The sequence below is a fragment of the Corynebacterium sp. DNF00584 genome, assembly GCF_001552965.1.
Taxonomy (GTDB): domain Bacteria; phylum Actinomycetota; class Actinomycetes; order Mycobacteriales; family Mycobacteriaceae; genus Corynebacterium; species Corynebacterium phoceense.
In genome coordinates this window covers 40,526-61,994 of sequence record NZ_KQ959771.1, presented here as the reverse complement: position 1 = coordinate 61,994, position 21,469 = coordinate 40,526, and the positions used below count along the sequence as shown (strand labels likewise).

Sequence of the window (21,469 nt, the reverse complement as noted above, 5' to 3'; positions counted from 1 at the left end):
ATTTAAGAGAGCTTCTCTTCAATCCACTGCTGCATGTGCTTGCCCACGATGCCGATGGCCGGCTCGTCTGGCACAGCGAGGTGGTCGCCCGGAAGCTGGACAATCTCCAGGTTCTTCACAATCTGGCCCCAGCCGCCATCCGGAGCGATCTCCGCGTAGGCAGGTTCGAGCTCGATGGCGCCGTCGTGCATGCGCTCAGAGCGGAAGAGCAGGACGGGGACGTCGACCTCAGCCCAACGCTGGAAGTCGATCTTCGCCAGAATCTGGTTGTCCACGAAGGACGCACGCTGATGTTCGAGGACGCCGGCGGCGAGGCCGTGCTCAGAGGCATCGGTCGTGGAGAGGAACTCCGCGAGCATCGCCATGACGGCGTCCTCGCCGACGGTCTCGATAAGGTCGTACGGCACCGGGAAGTCCAGGTCGTAGGTCTTCTTCGCGAACGCCGCGTAGCGACCCCAGCGGGCCTTGGTCTCCTCGAGGGTATCCGGAGCCGGGTGAGCCGGCTGCGTCGTATCGAGCAGCGCAATGAAGCCCACCTCAGGGACGTCCTCGCCGGCGGCGCGGCGCTTGCCCAGCTGCGCGGCTACCTCGTAAGCCAGTGCGCCACCGAAGGACCAGCCACCAAGGACGATCGTACGGCCGCGTGCGTACGTGATGATGTCATCGAGATACGACTCGGCGCGCTCCTCGATGGAGCCTTCGACGCGCTCGATGCCGTAGACGGCGACGTCGTCCGGCAGGCGGCGAGTGAGCGGCTGGTAAACGACAGTCGTGCCGCCGGCCGGGTGGAACATGAACACGGCGGGGCCATCGGCCTCGCGCAGCACGCGCACGTTGCCTTCGACCTCAGTCTCCAGGCCCTCGCGGACGCGATCAGCGAGCGGCTCGAGGGTCTGGGCTTCCTTGACCTGCCCTGCGGTGACCTCAATCCCGGCGCGCTCGGTAAGGCGCTCGGCGATCTGCTGCGCCACCTCGTCCGAGATAGCCGGCAGCGTGGAGGTCACGCCTGCGGCGGCCTTACCTGTGAACGTGGCCCAGGTACCGAAGACCAGGCGCTCGGAGGCGTCGCGCGGGGCGACGCCGACGCCTTCCGCATCGACGGCGCCCGCCGGGGCGTCCTCGCTGGAGGTCTGCGGGGCCGGGCTTTCCGATGCCGCCTCATCCTCAGCGTCGGCTGCAGCACCCGCCGCGGCCGGGGTTTCAGACGGGGTCTCGCCGGTCTGGACAGCTTCTTCGACCATGGCGATGACGTCGGCGAGCGACGCGTCACGCAGGGCCTGGACCGGGATCGGCGGAATCTGGAAGTCGTTTTCCACGCGGTTCTTAATGCGCATGCCCATGAGCGAATCAAGCCCCAGGTCAATGAGCGGCAGCTCGCGCGGCAGGTCCAAGACGTCGTAGCCCATGGACTCAGAAACGATGAGGGCGAGGTGCTCCTCGACAGATTCCTGGGACGGATCCCAGCGCACGGCCTCGATGTCAGCGAGCTCATCGGCGGCTGGCGCCGCAGACGTCGAAGCGGAAGGCGCCTGGACGCCTTGGAGCGTGGGGGCATCGGAAAGCTGCAGCGTGGAGGCAAAGCCCTCGGCAAGCAGCGAACCGTCCGTGGCGAGGTACGCGGCAACGGAGAGACCGCCCAGGGAGCGGTCGACCGTCACCGTGATGTCACCCGCCGGCGGAAGGTCGGCGTGCTCCTCAACGGCGGCGAGCTGGGCGCCGGGCTCAACAGCCTCGGCGGCGGACTCGAGCAGCGCGAGGACGCTCGGCGCCTGGTCCGCGTTCGTGCCGAAGGCAATCTGGCCGGTGGGCAGCGTGACGCGGGCGCCGGGCAGACCCGACACGCCCGACGCCGGGCGAGCATTGGTCCACAGGTGCTGACGCTTGAACTGCGTATGCGGCACCGCCGGCGCTGCCGCGTTGGCGGAAGCAGCGGAAAGACCGCCAAAGACTGCACGGTAGTCGATGGGCGCGCCCGCGACATAGAGCTTGGCCAGGAGGTCGAGCAGCGAGGCGGACTCGTCGATCTTGCGTTTGAAGACGTAGAGCAGCTGGGCATCGGCCTTGCCCACGGTAAACGCGGTGTTCATCATGCCCATGAGCGCGACAGGGTTCGGAGAGATTTCCACGAGCTGGGTGTGGCCGTGGGCGAGCGCCTGCTCCGTGGCGTCCTGGAAGTAGACGGCCTGGCGCGTCATGTGGAGCCAGTACTCGTCCGTGTGGACCGTGGCGCCCGGCTCATAGCGCACCGCCTTATCCACGGAGCTGTAGAGCGCCGTGTGGATGGGGCGAGCCTCGATGCCAGCGATCTCTGCGGCGAGCTCGCCGAGGAGCGGCTCGACGGCGGAGGTGTGGCCGGCGCCCTTGACCTTGAGGGCACGGGCGAACTTGCCTTCGCCTTCGAGACGCTCGACGAGGTCGAGGACCTGCTGACGCGGGCCACCGACAGTATTCATGCCGGGGCCGGCGTAGACGGCGGGCTCGATGTCGTTGCCGAGGGCGAAGATTTCCTCGGCGGACAGTTCGACGACGGCCATGGCGCCCTGAGTTTCCTCAGTGAGCGAGGCCTCGCCCTCGCCCATGAGGCGGGCGCGGTGGCACGCGATGAGCATGGCGTCCTCGGCGGAGATACCGCCGGCGGCGTAGGCCGCGGCGATCTCGCCCATGGACATGCCCATGACGGCGGACGGGCGGGCGCCGAAGTGCGCGAGGAGATCCGTGAGCGCGATCTGGATGGCGGTGACGGCGACCTGGCCCGTCTCCGTGTTGTAGGTCTGCGAGTCGTCGCGGACGATGTCGAGGATGGACCAGCCGGACTCAAAGTCCACGATCTTGTCGAGCTCGGCGAGGCGCTCAGCGAAGAACGGAGAGACCTCGAGGAAGTCCTTGACCATCTTGCGGTGCTGGGAGCCGAAACCGGAGTAGACGAAGACGGGACCGGACGACGCTGGCGCGTCGGCCGAAGAAATGCCCACGGAGACCTTGCCCTCGGCAACCTGGCGCAGGCGGCGCACCGCCTCTTCCTCGTTCGTGGCGGTAACGACGGCGCGGGAACGCGCGTGGTTGCGGCCGGCGAGAACGCGGGCGACGTCGAAGAGATCCGGGTGGGTCTCCTCGATGAAGTCCGCGAGCTGGGCGGCCAGCGCCTTGCGGCGCGAGGGCAGCAGGCCGGAGACGGCCAGAGAGAAGGACGGCACGACGGCCGGGTGGTCCTCGTCGACGGCGGGCTTCTCCTCAAGGCGCACCTGGGCCGGGCGGCGGGTGGTCTCACCGTCAAGATCCGGACGGTAGTCCGTGAGGACGAGGTGGGCATTGGTGCCACCGAAGCCGAAGCCGGAGACGCCCGCGACCTTGCGGCCGGAGTACTCGGGCCACTCGCGGGTGTCGGCGACAACCTCGAGGTGCTCGGCGTCGAAGTCGACGTAGTGGTTGGGCTCGGTGAAGTTGACCTGGCCCGGCAGCTCGTTGGCGCGCATGGCGGAGAGGACCTTGATAAGACCCACGACGCCGGCGGCGGCTTCGGAGTGGCCGATATTCGACTTCGCGGAGCCGAGCAGCATGGGGCTTGCGGCGTCGCGGCCGTGGCCGATGACGCGGCCGAGCGCGGAGGCCTCGATGGGGTCACCGAGGATGGTGCCGGTGCCGTGGGCCTCGACGTAGTCGACGGTGCGCGGGTCGATGCCGGCGTCGGCGTAGGCGCGACGCAGGACGTCGACCTGGGCCTCGGGGTTCGGCGCGGTGATGCCGTTGGAGTGGCCATCCGAGTTCACGGCGGAGCCGCGAATGACGCCAAGGATGGTGTCGCCTGCGGCTTGGGCGTCGGAGAGACGCTTGAGCACGACGAGGCCGGCGGCATCCGAGCGCACGATGCCATCCGCGTCATCCGAGAATGCGTGGATATTGCCCGTGGGCGAGATGACGCCGAGCTCGCTGAAGCCCAGCGACGCGTACGGAGCCGCAAGGATATTGACGCCGCCGGCGAGGGCGGCATCGGCAGCACCCGTGCGCAGGTCGCGCACAGCCTGGTGGATGGCCACCAGCGAGGTTGAGCACGCCGTGTCGACGTTGATGGACGGGCCGCGCAGGTCCAGCGCGTAGGACACACGGTTCGGGATGACGGCCGAGGACGTACCGGTGAGCGCATAGGGGTGCATCTCCGCCGGGTCGGCGGCGAGCAGCATGCCGTAGTCGTTGTTGGTGGAGCCGATGTAGACGCCGGTGGCGGTGCCGCGCAGCTCGTTGGCGGGAACGCCGGCGTCCTCGAGGGCTTCCCAGGCCAGTTCGAGGATGATGCGCTGCTGCGGGTCCATGTTCGTGGCCTCGAGCGGGCTGAGACCAAAGAACTCCGGGTCGAAGCCCGCAATGTCCTCGATATAACCACCGGTGGTGTTCTCGGTTTCCAGCTTCGCGGAGATCACCGGGTCTGCCGTGTATTCGCTCCAGCGGCCCATGGGAAGCGGGCCCGTGCCAGTGCGGTACTCGGTAAGCATCTGCCAGAACTCCGCAACGTCATTGGCGCCCGGGAAACGACCGGCCATGCCGATGATTGCGATGTCGTGCTCATCAGCCTTGCGGGCGGGTGCGGCGTCACCACCTGCGGGCGCTTGCGACCGCAGCGACTGCGGATCTGCGGGGCCATTGATAAGGCGGTCCGCGAGCTGCGCGATGGTGGGGTATTCGTAAGCCACGGTCGCGTCGAGGTGCGTGCCCAGCAGGTTTTCCAGCTCGCCGGAGAGCACGACCGCGTCGCGGGAGGACAGCCCGAAGTTTTCTAGGGGCTTGGTGTCCGTCACTTCCTCAGGCTCGACGCCGGTGGTCTCAACCACCCAATTGCGCAGCCAGACGCGTAGTTCTTCAACGGTCATAAAAGTCATCAGTCTTTCTATGGCGGGTGTTACTTGCCGGCGCAGCGCCTTCCGGCGCGCCCTCATAACAAGAAATATCGCCCCATTGTCTCACTTTGTTAGGTCTCTGCCGAATTGCGACATGCATTTATGCCCCATGTACTGGGAAAACACGCCTTAAGATCGCCACCAGCATGCCCCATTTCTGCCCTTCGCCCGCCGCTTGAATGCGGCCGCGGCGCGATACGTGAGGAACTCCCGCGGTCGGCCCGAACGCGCGAAGCCGCGCTCTATCACGGTCACCCACGCGAAAAATGCTCGCACCGAGCCGCAGCCATAAATGGCTGGGGCTCGGTGTGATGGGCAGTAGCGTTACGTGCTTATGCCTCGACGAAATGCTTCTTCGCCACGCGGCGGGCGATCTTGCCGGACGAGGTGCGGTTGATCTCGCCAGCGTTGAAGAAGACGACCTGGTCCGGGGTGACGCCGTGGTTCTTCGTCACGGCACCGCGGATGACCTCGGTGGCCTCGGCATCGGCGGCATCGTCAGCCGTGACACCGTCGGGGCGCTCGACGAGGATGACGAGGGACTCGGTGTTGTCGCCCTCCACGGAGAAGGCAGCGACGGAGTCCGGACGGACACGCTCGGAGGCTTCCTGGACGGTGGCCTCGATGTCCTGCGGGTAGTGGTTGCGGCCCGCGATGACGATGAGGTCCTTGAGGCGGCCGGTGATGTAGAGCTCGCCATCGATGATGGTGGCGAGGTCGCCGGTGGCCATCCACTTGTCATCATCCGGGGCGCCGTCCACGCGGGAGCCCTCTGGCAGGCGCTCGGCGAGGGTGTTGCGGAAGGTGGCGTCGGACTCGACGCGGCGACCCAGGTAACCGGACGCCATATTGCGGCCGTGGAGCCAAATCTCAGCGATGACGCCGTCTTCGACCTCAGTGTGGGCCTCCGGATCGACAAGGGTGAGGTACTGTGCGGGCACACCCTGACCGTTGGAGGCAAACGCCACGGTGGTCTCGGACTTATCAACGATAACGCCCTTGCCCTCAGCCAGGGCATCGCGGTCGAAGTGCGCGATGATCGGGCGGTTGGGGGTTTGCGGGGTCGCGACGATGAGCGAGGCCTCGGCCAGGCCGTAGGACGGACGCAGGACTTCGCGGCGCATCTTGTACTCGGGCTTACCGAAGGTCTCCCAGAAGGAGTTCACGGCAGACTCGGTGACCGGCTCGGAGCCGATGATGATGCCGTCGATGTTGGAGAAGTCGAGCTCCTCGCCCTCCTCCGGGGCACCGTAGCGTGCGGAGAGCTCGAGCGCGAAGTTGGGGACAACAGCGTAGGTACCCGCAAGGTTGTCGTCGACCGGCTGGCGCTTGATCTGGTTGATCCAGCGCTTCGGGTGCTGAACGAAGTCGCGCGGGGTCATGATCTCGAAGTTGAAGCCGAGGATCGTAACGAAGACGGCAAGGATGATGCCCATGTCGTGGTGCATGGGCAGCCACGAGACGACGCGCGGCGGCATCTTGATCTGCACACTGGAGAAGATCTGCAGGACGTTCGTGACGATGGAACGGTTGGTGAGCTGCACGCCCGCCGGGGTACGAGTGGAACCGGAGGTGTACTGCAGAAAGGCTGGCATGTCGATGGGGGCCACCGTGGAGTTGGCGGCAATGGCCTTACCCTGCGGGGTCTCCGTGGGGTTGACGAAGCTCTCCGCCAGGGTGTCCGGCAGCGTGTCGACGACAATGACGCGCGGGCGCTCCTTGGCGGGGAGGTCTGCGAAGTGCTTGCGCACCGCGGCGGCGGACACGTTGTTGGTGAGCACGATCTTCGGGTTGGAGTCACCGAAGACGGCGTTGAGGTGTGCGGTGTGGCCCGGCTCGTTGGGGTCGTAGAGCGGCAGCGGGATCATGCCCGCGTACATCGCGCCGAGGAAGCCAAAGATGTACTCCGGGGAGTTGCCGGCGAGGACGGCGACACGGTCGCCAATACCGCCCACCTGCTGCAGGCGGGCCGCGACGGCCTTGACGCGAGTGTTGAATTCGCGGCGGGAGACCTCGCGCGGGGTACCCTCGCGGGATTCGCTGTAATCCCACTGACGCAGGATGGGGCGGTCCAGGTCCGCGCCGGCAGCCTGTTCTTGGGCGTAGAGTAATTCGGCCAGGCCCGGCAGGGTCAGCTGCGGCGGCAGGACGATCTGGCCGTTTTCGTCGAAGAACTTGGCAAACATCTTGGCAAGATCCATGGGGGTTCCTTTACTTTCGATGTAGTTTTGTTTTGACTGCAAAATATAGCACAGAGACGCGCGGCGTCAGCAACACCACGCGAGGATAGTTAAGCGCTGCGGTGCGCTTATGCGGCGTCGATGATGCCGCGCGCCCAGTCCACGACCCAGGCATTCGCCGTCGTGCCCGGAATGACGTTGGGGTTCGAGGCGTACATGGCGTGGACGCCGTTGGCAGCGATGAGGGCGGCCGCGCGGTCAATGCCGTTGCCAATATCGCGCGGGGCATCACACACCGAGTCATCCGGGGCACAGATTTGATACGTGCGGTCCGCGAGCGAACCGAAGCCGTTGGCGCGCTCGCCGCGCATGGTGGCGCCGGGGACGACGGCCTGGATAAGCGAATTGACCGGCAGGAGGGCGACCTCCGCGCCGATGCCGTCCACGGGGTTGCCCGGGTTAATGCCCACGCCGGGCATGCGGCGACCATCCGCGATGACGGCGACGCCGGCGACGTTTTCGGCTGGGATGGGGCCGTTGCCGCCGCCGATGCGGTCCGCGATGTCGCCCACGATGACGGCGCCCTGGGAGAAGCCGGAAAGGATGAACTGCGTGTTGGGGCACTCGCTGTGCATGTAGTTGAGCTCGCCCTCGAGCGTCGAGGTGCCTTCCTGACGGGATTCGTCATAGCTCATCTCGTGCTGCGCGTTGATGTTTTTAAACTGCGCGGTATACGGCAGGGTCCACACCTTGACGTGGTCCGGGGTATAAGCCTGCTGCAGCGGGTTCGTAATAGACAGCATGAACGACCGCGGGTTGGCCGTGGGCGAGAGCGGATTATCGTCCTTCGCGGATTCCCACGTGCCAGGGGCAGAGATGAACTCATAGGCCGGGCACCAGTCCGGTTGCTCGGGCGTGGTCGCGTCCTCGCCCTCGGGGTTGTCCGGGGCGGCAGGATCGAGCGCGTTATCCGTGCTCGTTCCCGTCTGACGCGAGTTGAAGTATTGGACCGCTCCCCCACCGATGACGAGTAGAACGATGACGACAGCGATGACTGTGACAACCTTTTTCATAGTCTTCTTAGAACTACTCCTTCAACGTTGGGGAAAGGTGCCAGCCCCATGCGGACTACATGGGAGCTGGCTGTGCCCCGTTTCTGTACTGCAGTGTTGTCACTGCAGCTAGATTAGCCAGGTGGATTAGCCACAGTAGGCCGCCATGGCGGTATTCGTAATGAGCGCCACGACCTGCTCGTGCGGCAGCTGCGTGCGGCCTTGCTCGATGAGCTGGCCGGCGACAGCGCCGATGGTGACGGAATCCTGGCCCTCGCAGGAGTTCTGGCCCACGCCGAGGAGCTGGTCTTCGACGCCCTCGGTGTTGATGCCAGACTGCGTGAGTGCCGCGAGGTAGTCCGCGTCGCGGTCCACGAGCGGTGCAGGCGCGGGAGCCTCGGAGATGGCGCGGGCGCCCTCGTCCTGGGCCGTGGCGACGGCCGCGGCCTCAGACTCCGGCTCGGAGGATGCGCTCGCTGAAGACTCAGACGCTGACGCCGCCCCTGATGCCGAGGCGGAAGCCTCGGCGGACTCGGAGGAGGGGGCATCGGAAAGCGCGGTGGTCTCCAGCGGGGCGATGGAGGTGGGGGTTTCCTGTTCCACCGTCGCGGAGCCGCATGCGGCCAGCAGGCCGGCGGCGGCGAGGACGGCAGCAGCGAGCGGGGCACGCATTAGTTCTTCTTCTCCTGGATAGCGCCGAAGACCTGGCTGATCTCGCCGTGCTGGAACTTCTGGATCTCACCGCCGGCGGGGATCTGCGCGTAGTCCTCGGTGGGCCAGCCATACACGCCCTGCTCGAAGCCATTGGCGCCCCAGGTGTTGAAGATGTCGCCGTACATGATGACGTGTGCACCAGTGGACGGGGACCAGTAGATGGAGCCGTGCTCGAACTCCTGGAAGGCACCGCCGTTGATAGCCTTCTCGTTACCCTTCGGGAAGCCGAGAGCGGACTCGGGGCCGTTCAGCTCCTTGTACTTCGCGCCGATGGCGCCGTGGACGACGGAGTTGGACTTGTCCGGGTTACGGGTGAGGACGCCGTTCTGGAAGTCCTGGGCGTAGCCCTCGCCGACCTGGCGCACAGCTGCGGTCGGGTACTTGAGGTCGCCCGTCTCGTAGCCGCCCGCGCCCCACGCGGTGAACATGTCGCCCGGGATGGCCCACGCGCCGGTCTCCGCGGTCCAGTAGATGGAGCCGTGCTCGAAGTGAACGAAGCGGCCCTTGCCGTCCGGAGTCTTCCGCTCGCCGGAGGTGGGGAAGCCCAGCCAGGAGGACGGGCCGCCGATTTCCGCGTAGCGGGCGTTGATGCGGCCGAACAGCGGCTGTGCGCCGGTGCCCGGGGACCAGTAGGCCGTGCCTCCGGTGAAGTCCTCGGCCTTGCCCTTGCCGTCCGCCACGTCGTACTCGTTGTTGACGCAGGTGCCGATGATGCCGCCCTTGGTGGCGGCAGCGATATCGCCCACCGGGGTACAGTCCGCGCCGCGGTCTTCCTTAGACAGACCCAGGGCGTCCGCGACGTACGGGAAGGCCTGCTCCATCTCGAACTGCCAGTATTCCCAGTTGTGGATGCCGGACGGGCGGAACTTGGTGGTGACCGGAACGCCAGCCTTCTTCGCGTAGTCCACGAAGGTCTGGGTGGACATGCGCGAGAGCACCTCGAGGCCGACGCCCGCCATATTGGCCGGCCCCTTGGCCACGGAGCCCGGGGTGCCGAAGTCGTCCTTGCCGGAGCCAGCAGAGACGTAGACGGTCATGTCCTTGAGAGCCTCGATGCCCAGCTTCGGGTCGTGGTCGACCCAGTCCTGAGAGTAGTGCGGGCCCCACATGTTGGTGGAGGTGTATCCGCCCGCATCCATCTGCGCGACCTGGATAGCCTCCGGCATGCCCTGCGTGGTGGTGTCCAGGTAGCCGGAGAAAGAACCGACGAACTTGAAAAGGTCTGGGCGACGCTCGGCCAGGTTCATGGCGGCGGTGCCGCCCATGGAGATGCCGATGACGCCGCGCTGCTCATTGGAGCGGAACTTGTTCTTGAGGATCGGCGTGAGTTCCTGGGTGAGGAAGGTCTCCCACATGTAGTGCTTGCCGTTGTCCGGCTTCTGCCAGTCCGAGTAGAAGGAGGACTCGCCGCCGATGGGCATGACAACGTTGACGTTCTTGTCCGCGTAGAAGGACTCGATGTTGGTCTCGATGGTCCAGCCGGACTCATCGTCGCGCGCACGCAGGCCATCGAGCGCCCAGACCTCCGGGAAGGTCTTATCCGGCTGGGAGTACCAATCGCGCGCGAGCAGAATCTGCACACCCACTTCCTGCTCCGGCATGGCGGCGGACTTCACCCACACCTTAACGTGGCGCGGGGAAAGGTACTCGATGCGGTTGACGGACACGCCTTCCGGCAGACCCTCAATCTTCGGATGATCCTCCGTAGAAATCGGAGTGCGCTGCGGCGGGTTGGACGGCGCGAAGGCATCCGAGAGGCTCGAGCCGTTGCTGGAGAGACCATTCGGCAGCGACGACTGTGCGTTGGCGCCCGGCAGCAGGGCCACGCCCACGGCGATGGCGGTGGGCAGAGCGGCGGCAGCGATGCCGCGACGGAGTGCGCGCGGCGTCTGGGCGGTGCGAGAGGGGAAGCGAGATGGTGTGCGCATGAAAGTCCTTTAAAAATCTCTGAAGTGGCGGCGAGGTCACGAGTATTCCCCACCACGCCCGGTACGAGGCGTGGAGAGGAGGCACCGCGGCGAGCCACATTCCGAAGGTTCCCCTCCTCCGGACTGGCAGCCAGGGTGCTGGCGAAGCTGTCTATGTCTATTGTGCGCTCTACCTTAAGTAAAACTTGAGACTTTGTGGGGGAGGACACGCGGAAAAACGCACAAACCCGCGCACCTCGGTGCGAGGTGCGCGGGCGAAGAGCGTGGAGTTTTACCAGGCGTTCATGACGTCGAGAACGCGCTTGTGCGTCTTCACGAGCTGATCGCCGAAGTTGATCCAGTTGTGCTCACCGGTGGCCGGGTAATCCGCGGTGGGGTTAAGACCCATGGCACGAGCCTTGGCCTCCCACAGGCGGGTGGTCGCGAGGGAAAAGCCCTCCAGAGCAATACCGGCGGCCTGGATGTTGGCCGGGATGGACTTATCCTTGGGGCCCGGAACACCCGAGGCGGCCGAGATATAGACGTCCGTGTTGCGCAGACCATTGATCTGGTTGAACGGGTCATTCTCGAAGCGTTGCGGGTTGAGCGAAGAACCGTACATGGCGTTGATGTTGTAGCCGCCCGCATCGAGCAGGGCCATGCGCATGAAGGTGTGAGCGCCCGGCAGAGAGGTGGTGAGGTAGCCGGAGAAGCTCAGCGCCTGGCGGAACTGACCCGGGTGCTTGCCGGCCAGCGTGATGGCGGCGGTGCCGCCCATGGACAGACCCGCAATCGAGTTGTTGTTGCGTGCCACGCCGAAGTTGCGCTCGAGGTAGCCCGGCAGCTCGGAGGTGAGGAAGGTCTCCCACTGGTAGGTGACCGGGTTGATGACGTCATACGTGGCCGGACCCTGCCAGTCTTGGTAGAAGGATGCGGTGCCGCCCACCGGCATAACGAGCGTGATGTTATTCGGCTCGTAGAGACGTGCCGCGTTGACGTCGTTGACCCACGCGTTCGTCTTATCCGTCGCACGGAGGCCGTCGAGCAGGTAGAGGGCCGCGTTGCCGCCGCGCTTCGCCGGCTGAATCTGCACCGGAATAGTGCGGTTCATGGACGGGGACCACACGTCGCAGCGCTGGACCCACCAGCCCACGGGATCCCACGTACATGTACCGGTTGCGTCCGCACGCAGGAAGTCGCGCGGGGCAGCTGAGGCGCGCGGGGCGGCGACGGCGGCGAGGCCGCAGGCGACCACGATGGCCACGAGGACCGCGAGGACGCGCTGAGACACCGTCTGTACCTTGGTCAAGGACAAGGTGAACATGTCTCTCCTTTGAGATTGAAAGAATTCTGATTTCGTCACAAATCTATAACGAAGGTTCTGCAGTAGCTTAGCGGACGAGCGCGAAAAAGTCGCTCCCGCCGGGTGTTGTCCGTTAGCTTCCCAGGTAATCGTCTGGGTTCGAGGACAACTGCAGCGTGCGCCCGTCAGTGAGCGCCCACTTAATATTCGCCATGAAACGGTCAAACGTTAGCGGATCGCGGTAGGTCGCAAAGAGCTTCTGGAAATCTTCGGTCTGCAAAGCCTTGCGTGCCTTGCGCACCTCGTCCTTGTTTATCCAGCTTGGCAGCTCGTCGATATCCACTGCGGAATCCGCCGCCTGCCACTCGCGCGAGAGCAGCTTGTCATGTCCAATGCGCCCCTCCGGCAGGCGCGGCTGACGCGCCGCGAGCGGCGTGGCCAGGCCAATATTGTCGAGCACACGCACGTTCAACGGGCTGCGCGCCGAGGACATACCCATGTTCACTAGATAGAGCGTGGGCGGATCCGTGCGCCCGGTCTCGCGTTCCACCGGCAGCCAGCTGTAGGTCTCCGGGTCCTCGTTCTCGAGGTAGCGCATGGCCAGTGCATCCCCGTCCTCGAGGCCCTTGATGCCCTTGTCGAAGCCGCCCAGCAGCTTATTGTCCGCGTAGTCTGCAATCCCCTTCGGGGCGTCGCCGCGCTCCAGCCTGTTCGCGTACGTCCAGAACTCGCGCTCGTCGACGATGGAAATCTCCCCATCTTCGAAGTATGCCCAATCCACCGGGTGTCCGCGCAGGACCACCGTGAACGCCCAGATACCCAGCACCGCCGCGCTTGCCGATGCCCCCACCGCTTTCAGCGGCACGACGAAGACCGGCAACAGCGCCGCGAAGAGAGGCAGCAAGAGCATGCGGCCATGCATAAAGTCGCCGCCCACGCGCAGCACATAGAGCGTATGTAAGGCAGCGCAACCGACCATGATGGCGACGGCCGCCACGCGCCGCCCACGCAGCACACCCCCGCGGTACGCGAAGTACCCGACGATGAGCGCCACGAGGACCGGCAGCCACAGCCAGTACGGCCCCACAAAATCCATGAGGTAGGCCCAGCCCTGGCCCCAAGCCGAGTCAGCCGCGGACTTCGCCACCGCGGTATGCGGGGTAAGCAGGCCGTAGTAGCCCATGCGGAAGAGCTCGTACGCCGCCGGCACCGGCAGCGCCGCGCCGAGGATGCCCAGCCACGCGCGCCAGTGACGGTGCGTGGCGAGCAGGACGATGCCCGTGATACCGCCGTAGAGCGCCAACTCCGGGCGCACGAGCCAGGACAGCCCCGCCCAGAAGGCGAGCACGTAGACGAGCGCATTCCTCTCCCCGCGAGCCCATTCAATGAGCAGCCACCACAAGAAAGCGAGATAGAAGATGGCCAGGCCCCACTCGAGGCCCGAGGTAAAGAAGTCGCGCGCCGGCGGCAGCGCCAGATACACCAGCGCACCCGCCGGAACGACGGCGCGGCCCGCGAACACGCGCGAGGTCGCCCACACGGCCGCCGTCATCGCCGCAACGGACAACAGCAGCGCCAGCCACATCACGATGTGTTCGAGGTCGCCACGCGTGATGCGTTGGACCGCATAGATAAGGTATTGCCACAGCGTGGAGGTATTCGCCTCGACGCGCTCTCCCGCGTTAAAGACGGGTCCGTTACCTGCGATGAGGTTGCGCACCGTGCGCAGCACGATGAGGCCATCGTCCGCGATCCAGCGGCGGGTCCACGCACCCCAGAATGAAAAAATACCGATAACAACGACGGAGGCCCACACCGTCCATCGGACGATCAGGTTCTCCCGCGAGGTATCGGTATTCGGCACGAGTAGAAAATCTACCAGCAGTTTAGAAGAAAGCTGGAATCACATACGTGGCAATTGCGATGCATGCGAGCCACAGTAGCGCCAGAATCTGCAGCGCACGGTCCTGGAGCGCAATCTCATCCGGCGCGCCGCCGTTGCCGCGGTCGACGTCTGCAGCGTAGCGCAGGATGGCGATGGTGAACGGCACCATGGAGACCTGGTACCACACTGCGGCCGCGCCATCGACGGAGTTGGACAGCGTAAAGCCCCACAGCGTGTAACTCATGACCACGGCCGTGGCCGCGAGCGTCCACACGAAGCGCAGGTACGTCGGGGTGTAGCCCTCGAGGGACTTGCGGATCTTCGCGCCTGTGCGCTCCGCGAGCAGGATCTCCGAGTAGCGCTTGCCCGAGGCCATAAACAGCGAACCAAATGCCGCGACGAGCAGGAACCACTGGGAGAGGACAATCCCCGCGGCCACGCCGCCAGCCATGGTGCGCAGCATGAAGCCCGAAGACACGAGCGCGATGTCGATCACCGGCATGTGCTTCCAGCCGAAGCAGTAGCCCAACTGCAGCGCGATGTAGACCGCCATGACGATGGCGAGCTCGACCCCCGCCGTCGCGAGGAAGGATAGGCCCACCGAGGCAATGATGAGCACGACGGCCATCGCGTACGCGAGTCCCACCGGCAGCACGCCCGCCGCGATGGGACGGAAGCGCTTGGTGGGGTGTGCGCGGTCCGCGTCCACGTCGCGCGCGTCGTTGATGAGGTAGATGGCCGAGGCCGCGCAGCAGAAAACCACGAACGCCAGCGCCACATCGATGAGCACTCTCGAGTGGAAGAGCGCGTCCGCGCCGGCTGCGGCGGGCGCGGCCAGCACGAGGACGTTCTTCACCCACTGCTTGGGGCGCAGGGCCTTGACCATGCCATCGGCTAGGTTCTTCGGCGGTTGGCGCTTGCGGCCGGTATCGACGCCAGCGGTGTGCGGCTCAGAGTGGAACACACTCTGGGTGCCATCGTCCTTGGGGCTCATGCAGTCTTCTCCTCGCGGGCGGAATCAAGTTCAAAGAGGGCGCAGGTCGTGGCCGCGCCCAGGGCGGCGCCCAGCGCCGTGTCCGACGGGTAGTGTACGCCCAGCACCATGCGCGAGCACATCATGACGGGAATACCCAGCAAGAATGCCGGGTTTCCCGTGACGCGCGTCGCACCAACAAGGAACGCCGTCGTCGACGTCGAGTGCGAGGACGGGAAGGACAGCTTAGAAGGCGTGCCCACGCCCACCCGCACGTACGGGTAGTCCGGACGCTTGCGTCGCACGATGCGCTTGATGATCACCGAGGCCGCATGCGCCGAAAAGGCACTCACGCCCACGCGCGCCCAATCACGCACGCGATCACTATCCCCGCGTCGGTACGCAAGCCCCGCGAGCACCGCCGAGGTGCCCATCCAGCCGAGCGCATGCTCGCCAAAGTGGCTCAAACCCCGCGCGGTGGGCAGCACGCCCGGCTTATCAAACGCGACCTCCTGGATCTTTTCCAGGATGTGGGATTCCGCGACGGAAAGCTTCCCCGGAGGATTACTGCGCATCGAAGACCTCCCGCCACGAGTCGCGCGAGGTAAGCTCCGGCAGCGCCGCACGGTACTGCGCCTTCAAGCCGTCGAAGTTCTCCTCAATCTCGCCCAACAACTCACGAGTCTGCTTGACCAAGTCACGCGCCAGATCACGGTCGCGCTTGCGGAACGCCACGCCCGTGCCGCCCGCCGTGGAGACCGTCGCCGAATCCACGCGTGCCAGCGTGAACCAGCGCGCCTCCTCCGGCGTGAGGTTGAGCTGCGGCGCGGTGTGATGCGCCGGGTCTTCCTTCTTGAGCAGATGCAGCGCCGCCTTGGCGGCCCACGGCAGCTTCTTCACCTTGCCCAGGCGTCCGCCCACGTTCTTGCGCGGCACACCCGGCGCGCCCGTCGGCGCCGGCAGGTCCGAGGCGGACGGGAGGATGACGGCGTCCGAGTAGTTCTGGCGAATCTTCGCAATGCGCGGCAGCGAGGTCTCCAGGATGTCGAAGAGCTGATCCGGCCCGGCCAGGAAGTCCTTCATGGCCTCGAGCTGGATGGCCATGGTCGAGTACTCCATGCACATCGTGTGCTTGAGCGACGACTTGAAGATGGACTTGGTAATGCCCTTGACGTCACCCTCGTGGTAGAGCGCCGCCACGATAAGGCGGTTGCGCAGGTGGAAGTACGCCTGCCAGTCGATGGCGTCGTCCTTATCCGCCCACGCCATGTGCCAGATCGCGGCACCCGGCCACGTCACCGTGGGGAAGCCATTCGCCGCGGCACGCAGCGAGTACTCCGTGTCATCCCACTTGATAAAGAGCGGAAGGGGCTGGCCAATGGTCTCCGCGATGACGCGCGGGAACAGGCACATCCACCAGCCGTTGTACTCGACGTCCACGCGGCGGTGCAGCGCGCGCGAGTCGTACTTCTTCGGGTCCAGATGCGACTGCGCGTCACCAATCGCGCGCAGCGGGTACTTCGCGAAGTCGTGGTCGTACACAGCGTGCTCCGCCGCACCCCACATGAAGTCCGCGCGGTTGACGCGCTCACCCGTGGTGCGCAGCTGGCTGCGCTCCTGCAGGTTGAGCATCTCGCCGCCCACCACGAACGGACGTGCCGCAAAGCGCGCGACCTGCAGTGCGCGGTACACAGAGTCCGGCTCGATCGCGATGTCATCATCCATGTAGAGGATGTACGGCGCGTCCGTGTTCTCAATGGCCTCGAACATAATGCGCGAGTAGCCACCCGAGCCGCCCAGGTTGCCCTGGCGGAACTCGCGGAAGCGCTCGCCAAAGTGCGCCACGGCCTCGGCGTATCCCGGCTCGTCCGCCGGGTGCTGGTTGCCTTGGTCCGGCATGAGCACGTACTCGATGACGTCATCCACGAACGGGTCCGAACGCAGCGCATCGAGCGCCGCCACGGCATCGGTCGGGCGGTTGAACGTCGGGATACCCACCGCGACCTTGCGCGGCTGGACCGGGTACTCCGTGCCATCCGGCAGCGTCTGCGGCTTGGGCGCGTGCGGCGCGCACCAGGCGGCATTCCGTAAAGTCGTGTCGGCGCTAGCCGACACGTCGAACCACAACAGGCCGCCGTCCTCGAAGTTGCGCAGCGGCAACTCGAACTCGTGGTGACCAGTCTCCACGTCATGGTGCGCGATGGAGATACGCTGGCCGTCTTCCTTCGAACGGTAGAAGGACAGCGTGGCCGAGCCCTCTACCTCGACGGAGAGGACCACGGATTCCAGCTGCGACCAGCGGCGCCAGTACGCGGCCGGGAATGCATTGAAGTAGGTCTCGAAGGAGACCTCGGCGCCGGCAGGCACCGTCACGGTCGTGCGGTTCGACCAGCGCGGGCGGTTGTTATTCTGCTTCGCCTCGAGCAGGTAGAGCATGCGCACATCGTTCGGCTCGCCGCGCTTGGGCAGCAAGATGCGCGCGAGCGGTTCTTTGGCCTGGGTGCCGGTGGCTTCAGTGGCCGAGGAAGTAGACACAGTTCTCCTTGATGTAGGGACGTCTTCTGCCGAACTAGCCTAATTGTTTTCAGCGCGGTTGCCGCGTTGCCACGACCAAGCAGGCCATGCCTATACAAAAAAGGACAGCACCGAGACGACTGTGTCTCAGCGCTGTCTTCGAAGATCCTCTAGCCGAACTAGAAGTCTTGGGAAAGCAGTTACAGTACTTGTCTGCAACTTTCTCCGTGAGTATGGCAGGAACGGAAGGTTGTGTAAACCTGCAGTAGAACTCGTCTACGAACGAGTGCACCGGCTTGTTCAGCTACGGAATCGCGCCGCACACGTAGACAACCTTCTCGACTCCAACCCGCATGCGCGACTGCACGATGCAACAGAAATAGTTCGTTACATAGATCCAGGCCTCCGTAGCTGGCTCACGATTCTTCAGCTTTAGCGCGAAACAAAAGCCCTAGCTAACGTATGCATTGTCTTCACGGCATGACACCTGAACCGGTATCTCACAAGTGTGCCTCTAGCGGACATGGTGACGCATTGTAAGGCGCGTCCTGGCTGCTCTCGCACAAATCCTGCTGCCACGCCCAGACGCACATACACTTAAATCATGCGTATCCTCCCCACCCTCGCCGCCGCGTCCTTGCTCTTCCTTGGCCCTGCCGCTCCCGCCTTCGCGGTGGAGCCCTCCACCGTCACGGTGGATGACCAAGCAGACCTTCTCACTTCTGAGGAAGAATCCCAGCTCAAGGAGGACGCCAGCAACGTCACCCTACCCGAGAGCGTCACCGCTATCGACTTCGTCACGTTTGAAAGCAACGACGACAATCTCAATGACACCGTGCGCTTCTATACCGGCGACCACGGGCTCCATGACGCTTCGGGCGAGAAATACGCCGACGGTCACCTCATCGTCGCCGTGGGCATGGACCCGCGTCGCATGGGTGTCTACGCCGGCGAGGACGTCGCAGGCGACCTCAACCTCCGCGACGAGAAGCGTCTCGAGGCAATTACCGACGAAATGCGCGGGCTCCTCGCGGACGAGAAGTACAAGGACGGCATGCTCCGTGGCGTGCAGGCCGCTGCCGATACCAATCTCACCGCCAAGGACTCCAACGACGGCCTCGTGGGCGGCATTATCGGCGGCACCTTCGGCGTCCTCGGCCTCGGTGCTGCGGGTACCGCAATAGCGGCCACCCGCAAGAAGAAGGCCAAGAAAGCCCGCGAGGACTGGGACTATATCCTGGCCCACCACGGCGACATCGCGCAGCGCCTCGACCAGATCAATGTCCGCGCCCATTCGCTCAGCTCTCCCCTGGCGAATGACACGCTGCGCGCCCAGTGGGAGGACGTGCGCCGCGAGTTCCTCGCCGCCCACGCGTCCATGCCGACTGCCCCCGCCGACGACAAGGAGTTCCGTGCCAAGGCAAGCGAGCTTGCCGATGCCCGCTCTGCCGTCGAAGCCGCGGTGAACGCCGAGGCCAATATCGAGGAACTCGCCCGCATGGAGCACGGCAACACCGAAGTCCGCCGTCGTGAGCTCACGGATCTCCATGAGGACGTCCTCGCCGCCACCACCAAGGCGGAGGGTGATCTCAAGGGCAAGCTCGAGGTGCTCGACGCCCGCGTCCTGGAGCTGCGGAAATACATCGATGCCCCCGATTTCATGGACACCTACGCCGGCATCCTCGGCGATTACAAGGTCCTCATCGACGCACTCCAAGACCAGCTCTACGCCGCCTCCAACATCGAGCGCGAGGACCACAGCGCCGCCACGCTTGCCGATGCCGCCTGGCGCCCCGGCGTCGGCTCCTACTATGTCCCTTATGTCGTCATCAACGACTGGCACCAGTCGGACGTCGCCGCCCACGCTCAGGCAAGTTCGGATTCTGGCGGCGTCTCCACGGGCTACTCCTCCGGCGGATTCTCCGGCTCGGGCGGATCCAGCTCGTTCTAAGAAGGACTTACATGACTAATTTGTTTATCGTTCGCCACGGCGAAACCGCCTGGTCGCGCACTGGCCAGCACACCTCGACCACGGATCTGCCGCTCACCGAGAAGGGCCGCGAGCAGGCGAAGGCGCTCGCGGGTGTCCTCGACCCTGACCAATTCGACACGGTTTACTGCTCCCCGCGCCTGCGCGCACAGGAAACCGCCCAGCTCGCCGGATTCTCGGACTATCAGGTCACCGAGGACCTCGCCGAGTGGAACTATGGCCAGTACGAGGGAAAGACCCGCCAGGACATCATCGCCACCATTCCCGACTGGCAGATCTGGACCCACGGTGCTCCCGGCGGCGAAACCCCAGAGCAGGTCGCCGCACGGCTCACGCGTTTCTACAACCGCATGATCGATACCGGCGACGAGCGCATTCTCGTCTTCGCCCACGGCCACGCCCTGCGCGTGCTCGCAATGACGTGGTTGGGCATGCCTCTGAGCTTCGGCTCGCAACTCCCCCTCGATACCGCGACCGTCTCGCTCCTCGGCCACTACCGCGGCCGCCGCGCACTCAAGAAGTGGAACAGCCGCGTGGGCAGTCTTTAGGCCGACACCTGCGGCACCAGCGTGCCGTCTTCTCGTTCTTCGACGCCGTCTCCACGAATGAGTCCGCCGCGGAACTCATGGACCATGAGGCCCTGGCGGAGATCGCTCGCCAGCTCGTGGCCACGCTGCGTGACTACAAGTACCCGCCGGACAAGGCACCGGAGGCCATCAAGCTTGTTATTGAGCAGATGGAGAAATTCGCGCCGAGGTATTCGGCACAGGCACGCGAACATGATGAATTCTAAATGGTGACCGCTTCGGTTGCGTCCGCTGTTGACGTGACGACATCCACGATACGAGATTGCATGTCAAAGCACATCGATGCCCGGCATTGAGTCCTCTCCTTGTACCGCGTATCATGGCAAGTGACATGAAAGCGCGCCGCCGGATTGTCACCAACAGCAGGAAAGCCCCGGCTTTTTAGGGCACCGAGGCTTCCCCGGTGAGACTAGCTAGCCAGCCACTGATCGATTGCGACGATCAGGTAATTGGCTGCCAGCGTCCCGAGGGTCTGGGTTGCGATTGCACCAACAATCGCGATCCAGACCTTCTTCTTATTATTGCCGCCACGCGGGGGCTCCAAGTCAGAAGAGGACATCCATCTCACCTCCCTTCATCAGGTAGGCGGAACCCGATCCCTCCGACAGAAACTGCCTGGACAATCGGCCCCCGACCCCCATATATGGCGGTGGAGACCGCTCGGGAAACCCGAACCAACAGCACCGTCAAAAGGGAAGCACTTACGCGCTCGCCGACCACATTACCGGAGCACAATAGTCCACGAGATGTAATTCAGAACGGCCTCGGTTCGACCCCGAAAGCAGGGAGACTTTCTGCCCCAAGAACGCACAACCCGTGGCCGCGTTTGTGCGGTCACGGGTTGTAATGCAGCTACAAGGCGCAATTTAGACGTTGACGGGCGCGTCCTCAGAAATCGGCTCGATGCCGAGCTTGCCCAGCATGTAGAGCACGCGGGCCTCGAGGTCGTCCGCGAGCTCGCGGGTTTCCTCGACGGTGGTGGCGGGCTCGATGTCCCAGATCTTGATGTCCTTGCCAGCCTCGTCGCGCTCAAGGTCGCGGCCAAGGTAGACGATGTAATCCGGCATGGCGACGGTGCGTACCTCATCGAGGTAGCGGGCCGGGTCCTCGCCCAAGCCACGCTCGCCGAGGACGTGCGCCATGTGGGAATCCGAGAGGTTCTCTGGGTGCGTGACAGCAGCATCGACATACAGCGCATCGCCCGCGCGCTTCTTGGTGAGCGCGACAGCAGCGGCAGCCAGTGAAGGATCCACACCAGACGCGAAACGAACGTGCACGCGGTGCTGGCCAAAGTATTCGGAGATCTCGCGCTCGACCATGACCGGAACAAACTCGTCGAGCGTCGCGCGCTTGAGGTGGCGAGCGATAACCTCATCCAGCTTCGAGTCAATCTCTTCCGCGGAGAAGCTATGGCCGTAGGACTCGTGAAGGTCCTTGCGCAGGGTATCGAGGGCATTCTGGATGTTGAGCATGAT

At 64.8% G+C, this 21,469-nt stretch carries 15 protein-coding genes; 3 read left to right on the top strand and 12 right to left on the bottom strand.

Annotated features, from left to right (window positions below; genetic code table 11):
* Positions 1 to 2: 2 nt before the first annotated feature.
* The 10 genes from pks13 to HMPREF0307_RS12295 form a co-directional block, all read right to left on the bottom strand.
* On the bottom strand, positions 3 to 4,862 hold the full coding sequence (gene pks13, locus HMPREF0307_RS12340) for a polyketide synthase Pks13 (RefSeq protein ID WP_066493622.1): 4,860 nt from the start codon (positions 4,860 to 4,862) through the stop codon (positions 3 to 5).
* Between the two features lie 359 nt (positions 4,863 to 5,221).
* Entirely contained in the window at positions 5,222 to 7,090 is a 1,869-nt protein-coding gene (locus HMPREF0307_RS12335) for a FadD32-like long-chain-fatty-acid--AMP ligase (RefSeq protein WP_066493563.1), read from the bottom strand.
* A gap of 107 nt (positions 7,091 to 7,197) precedes the next feature.
* Entirely contained in the window at positions 7,198 to 8,142 is a 945-nt protein-coding gene (locus tag HMPREF0307_RS12330) for a cutinase family protein (RefSeq protein ID WP_066493556.1), read from the bottom strand.
* 126 nt (positions 8,143 to 8,268) lie between these two features.
* Positions 8,269 to 8,793, bottom strand: a complete 525-nt coding sequence (locus HMPREF0307_RS12325; RefSeq protein ID WP_066493552.1) for a DUF732 domain-containing protein — start codon at positions 8,791 to 8,793, stop codon at positions 8,269 to 8,271.
* On the bottom strand, positions 8,793 to 10,763 hold the full coding sequence (locus HMPREF0307_RS12320) for an alpha/beta hydrolase-fold protein (RefSeq protein WP_066493551.1): 1,971 nt from the start codon (positions 10,761 to 10,763) through the stop codon (positions 8,793 to 8,795). The genes HMPREF0307_RS12325 and HMPREF0307_RS12320 overlap by 1 nt, the downstream gene beginning before the upstream one ends.
* A 271-nt stretch (positions 10,764 to 11,034) precedes the next feature.
* Positions 11,035 to 12,066 carry an alpha/beta hydrolase gene (locus HMPREF0307_RS12315; protein ID WP_066493550.1) on the bottom strand — a complete coding sequence of 344 codons (1,032 nt, stop codon included), beginning with the start codon at positions 12,064 to 12,066 and terminating at the stop codon, positions 11,035 to 11,037.
* A 112-nt stretch (positions 12,067 to 12,178) separates the two neighbouring features.
* On the bottom strand, positions 12,179 to 13,909 hold the full coding sequence (locus HMPREF0307_RS12310; RefSeq protein ID WP_231725190.1) for an arabinofuranosyltransferase AftB family protein: 1,731 nt from the start codon (positions 13,907 to 13,909) through the stop codon (positions 12,179 to 12,181).
* Positions 13,910 to 13,931: 22 nt separating this feature from the next.
* Positions 13,932 to 14,924: a decaprenyl-phosphate phosphoribosyltransferase gene (locus HMPREF0307_RS12305; protein ID WP_066493548.1), complete on the bottom strand. Its 993-nt coding sequence runs from the start codon at positions 14,922 to 14,924 to the stop codon at positions 13,932 to 13,934.
* Positions 14,921 to 15,478 (bottom strand): phosphatase PAP2 family protein, encoded by a 558-nt coding sequence (locus tag HMPREF0307_RS12300; RefSeq protein WP_066493546.1) that lies wholly within the window; start codon positions 15,476 to 15,478, stop codon positions 14,921 to 14,923. The genes HMPREF0307_RS12305 and HMPREF0307_RS12300 overlap by 4 nt, the downstream gene beginning before the upstream one ends.
* Positions 15,468 to 17,438, bottom strand: a complete 1,971-nt coding sequence (locus HMPREF0307_RS12295) for a glycosyltransferase (RefSeq protein WP_066493544.1) — start codon at positions 17,436 to 17,438, stop codon at positions 15,468 to 15,470. Before HMPREF0307_RS12295 ends, HMPREF0307_RS12300 begins: the two co-directional genes overlap by 11 nt.
* Before the next feature lie 583 nt (positions 17,439 to 18,021).
* Between HMPREF0307_RS12295 and HMPREF0307_RS12290 the strand changes: the two genes are divergently transcribed.
* The 3 genes from HMPREF0307_RS12290 to HMPREF0307_RS12280 are packed head-to-tail and all read left to right on the top strand — an operon-like array spanning position 18,022 to position 20,200.
* Positions 18,022 to 19,368, top strand: a complete 1,347-nt coding sequence (locus HMPREF0307_RS12290) for a DUF5129 domain-containing protein (RefSeq protein ID WP_066493538.1) — start codon at positions 18,022 to 18,024, stop codon at positions 19,366 to 19,368.
* 11 nt (positions 19,369 to 19,379) lie between these two features.
* Positions 19,380 to 19,955, top strand: a complete 576-nt coding sequence (locus tag HMPREF0307_RS12285) for a histidine phosphatase family protein (RefSeq protein ID WP_066493535.1) — start codon at positions 19,380 to 19,382, stop codon at positions 19,953 to 19,955.
* Complete coding sequence (locus HMPREF0307_RS12280; RefSeq protein ID WP_066493533.1) at positions 19,928 to 20,200, top strand: type I restriction enzyme endonuclease domain-containing protein; 273 nt, start codon at positions 19,928 to 19,930, stop codon at positions 20,198 to 20,200. Before HMPREF0307_RS12285 ends, HMPREF0307_RS12280 begins: the two co-directional genes overlap by 28 nt.
* 203 nt (positions 20,201 to 20,403) lie before the next feature.
* Here the strand turns inward: HMPREF0307_RS12280 and HMPREF0307_RS13070 are convergent, their stop codons facing one another.
* Together HMPREF0307_RS13070 and HMPREF0307_RS12275 are read right to left on the bottom strand one after the other, a co-directional pair.
* Positions 20,404 to 20,553 carry a hypothetical protein gene (locus HMPREF0307_RS13070; protein ID WP_154666878.1) on the bottom strand — a complete coding sequence of 50 codons (150 nt, stop codon included), beginning with the start codon at positions 20,551 to 20,553 and terminating at the stop codon, positions 20,404 to 20,406.
* 307 nt (positions 20,554 to 20,860) lie between these two features.
* Positions 20,861 to 21,466, bottom strand: a complete 606-nt coding sequence (locus HMPREF0307_RS12275) for a three-helix bundle dimerization domain-containing protein (protein WP_066493531.1) — start codon at positions 21,464 to 21,466, stop codon at positions 20,861 to 20,863.
* Positions 21,467 to 21,469 lie beyond the last annotated feature (3 nt).

Excerpts from the sequence above, each read along its gene's own strand:
- HMPREF0307_RS12325 (WP_066493552.1), bottom strand. The coding sequence starts at position 8,793 with ATGCGTGCCCCGCTCGCTGCTGCCGTCCTCGCCGCCGCCGGCCTGCTG.
- HMPREF0307_RS12335 (WP_066493563.1), bottom strand. The coding sequence starts at position 7,090 with ATGGATCTTGCCAAGATGTTTGCCAAGTTCTTCGACGAAAACGGCCAG.
- HMPREF0307_RS13070 (WP_154666878.1), bottom strand. The coding sequence starts at position 20,553 with ATGTCCTCTTCTGACTTGGAGCCCCCGCGTGGCGGCAATAATAAGAAG.
- HMPREF0307_RS12285 (WP_066493535.1), top strand. The coding sequence starts at position 19,380 with ATGACTAATTTGTTTATCGTTCGCCACGGCGAAACCGCCTGGTCGCGC.
- HMPREF0307_RS12320 (WP_066493551.1), bottom strand. The coding sequence starts at position 10,763 with ATGCGCACACCATCTCGCTTCCCCTCTCGCACCGCCCAGACGCCGCGC.
- HMPREF0307_RS12330 (WP_066493556.1), bottom strand. The coding sequence starts at position 8,142 with ATGAAAAAGGTTGTCACAGTCATCGCTGTCGTCATCGTTCTACTCGTC.
- HMPREF0307_RS12300 (WP_066493546.1), bottom strand. The coding sequence starts at position 15,478 with ATGCGCAGTAATCCTCCGGGGAAGCTTTCCGTCGCGGAATCCCACATC.
- HMPREF0307_RS12275 (WP_066493531.1), bottom strand. The coding sequence starts at position 21,466 with ATGCTCAACATCCAGAATGCCCTCGATACCCTGCGCAAGGACCTTCAC.
- HMPREF0307_RS12305 (WP_066493548.1), bottom strand. The coding sequence starts at position 14,924 with ATGAGCCCCAAGGACGATGGCACCCAGAGTGTGTTCCACTCTGAGCCG.
- HMPREF0307_RS12290 (WP_066493538.1), top strand. The coding sequence starts at position 18,022 with ATGCGTATCCTCCCCACCCTCGCCGCCGCGTCCTTGCTCTTCCTTGGC.
- HMPREF0307_RS12315 (WP_066493550.1), bottom strand. The coding sequence starts at position 12,066 with ATGTTCACCTTGTCCTTGACCAAGGTACAGACGGTGTCTCAGCGCGTC.
- pks13 (WP_066493622.1), bottom strand. The coding sequence starts at position 4,862 with ATGACCGTTGAAGAACTACGCGTCTGGCTGCGCAATTGGGTGGTTGAG.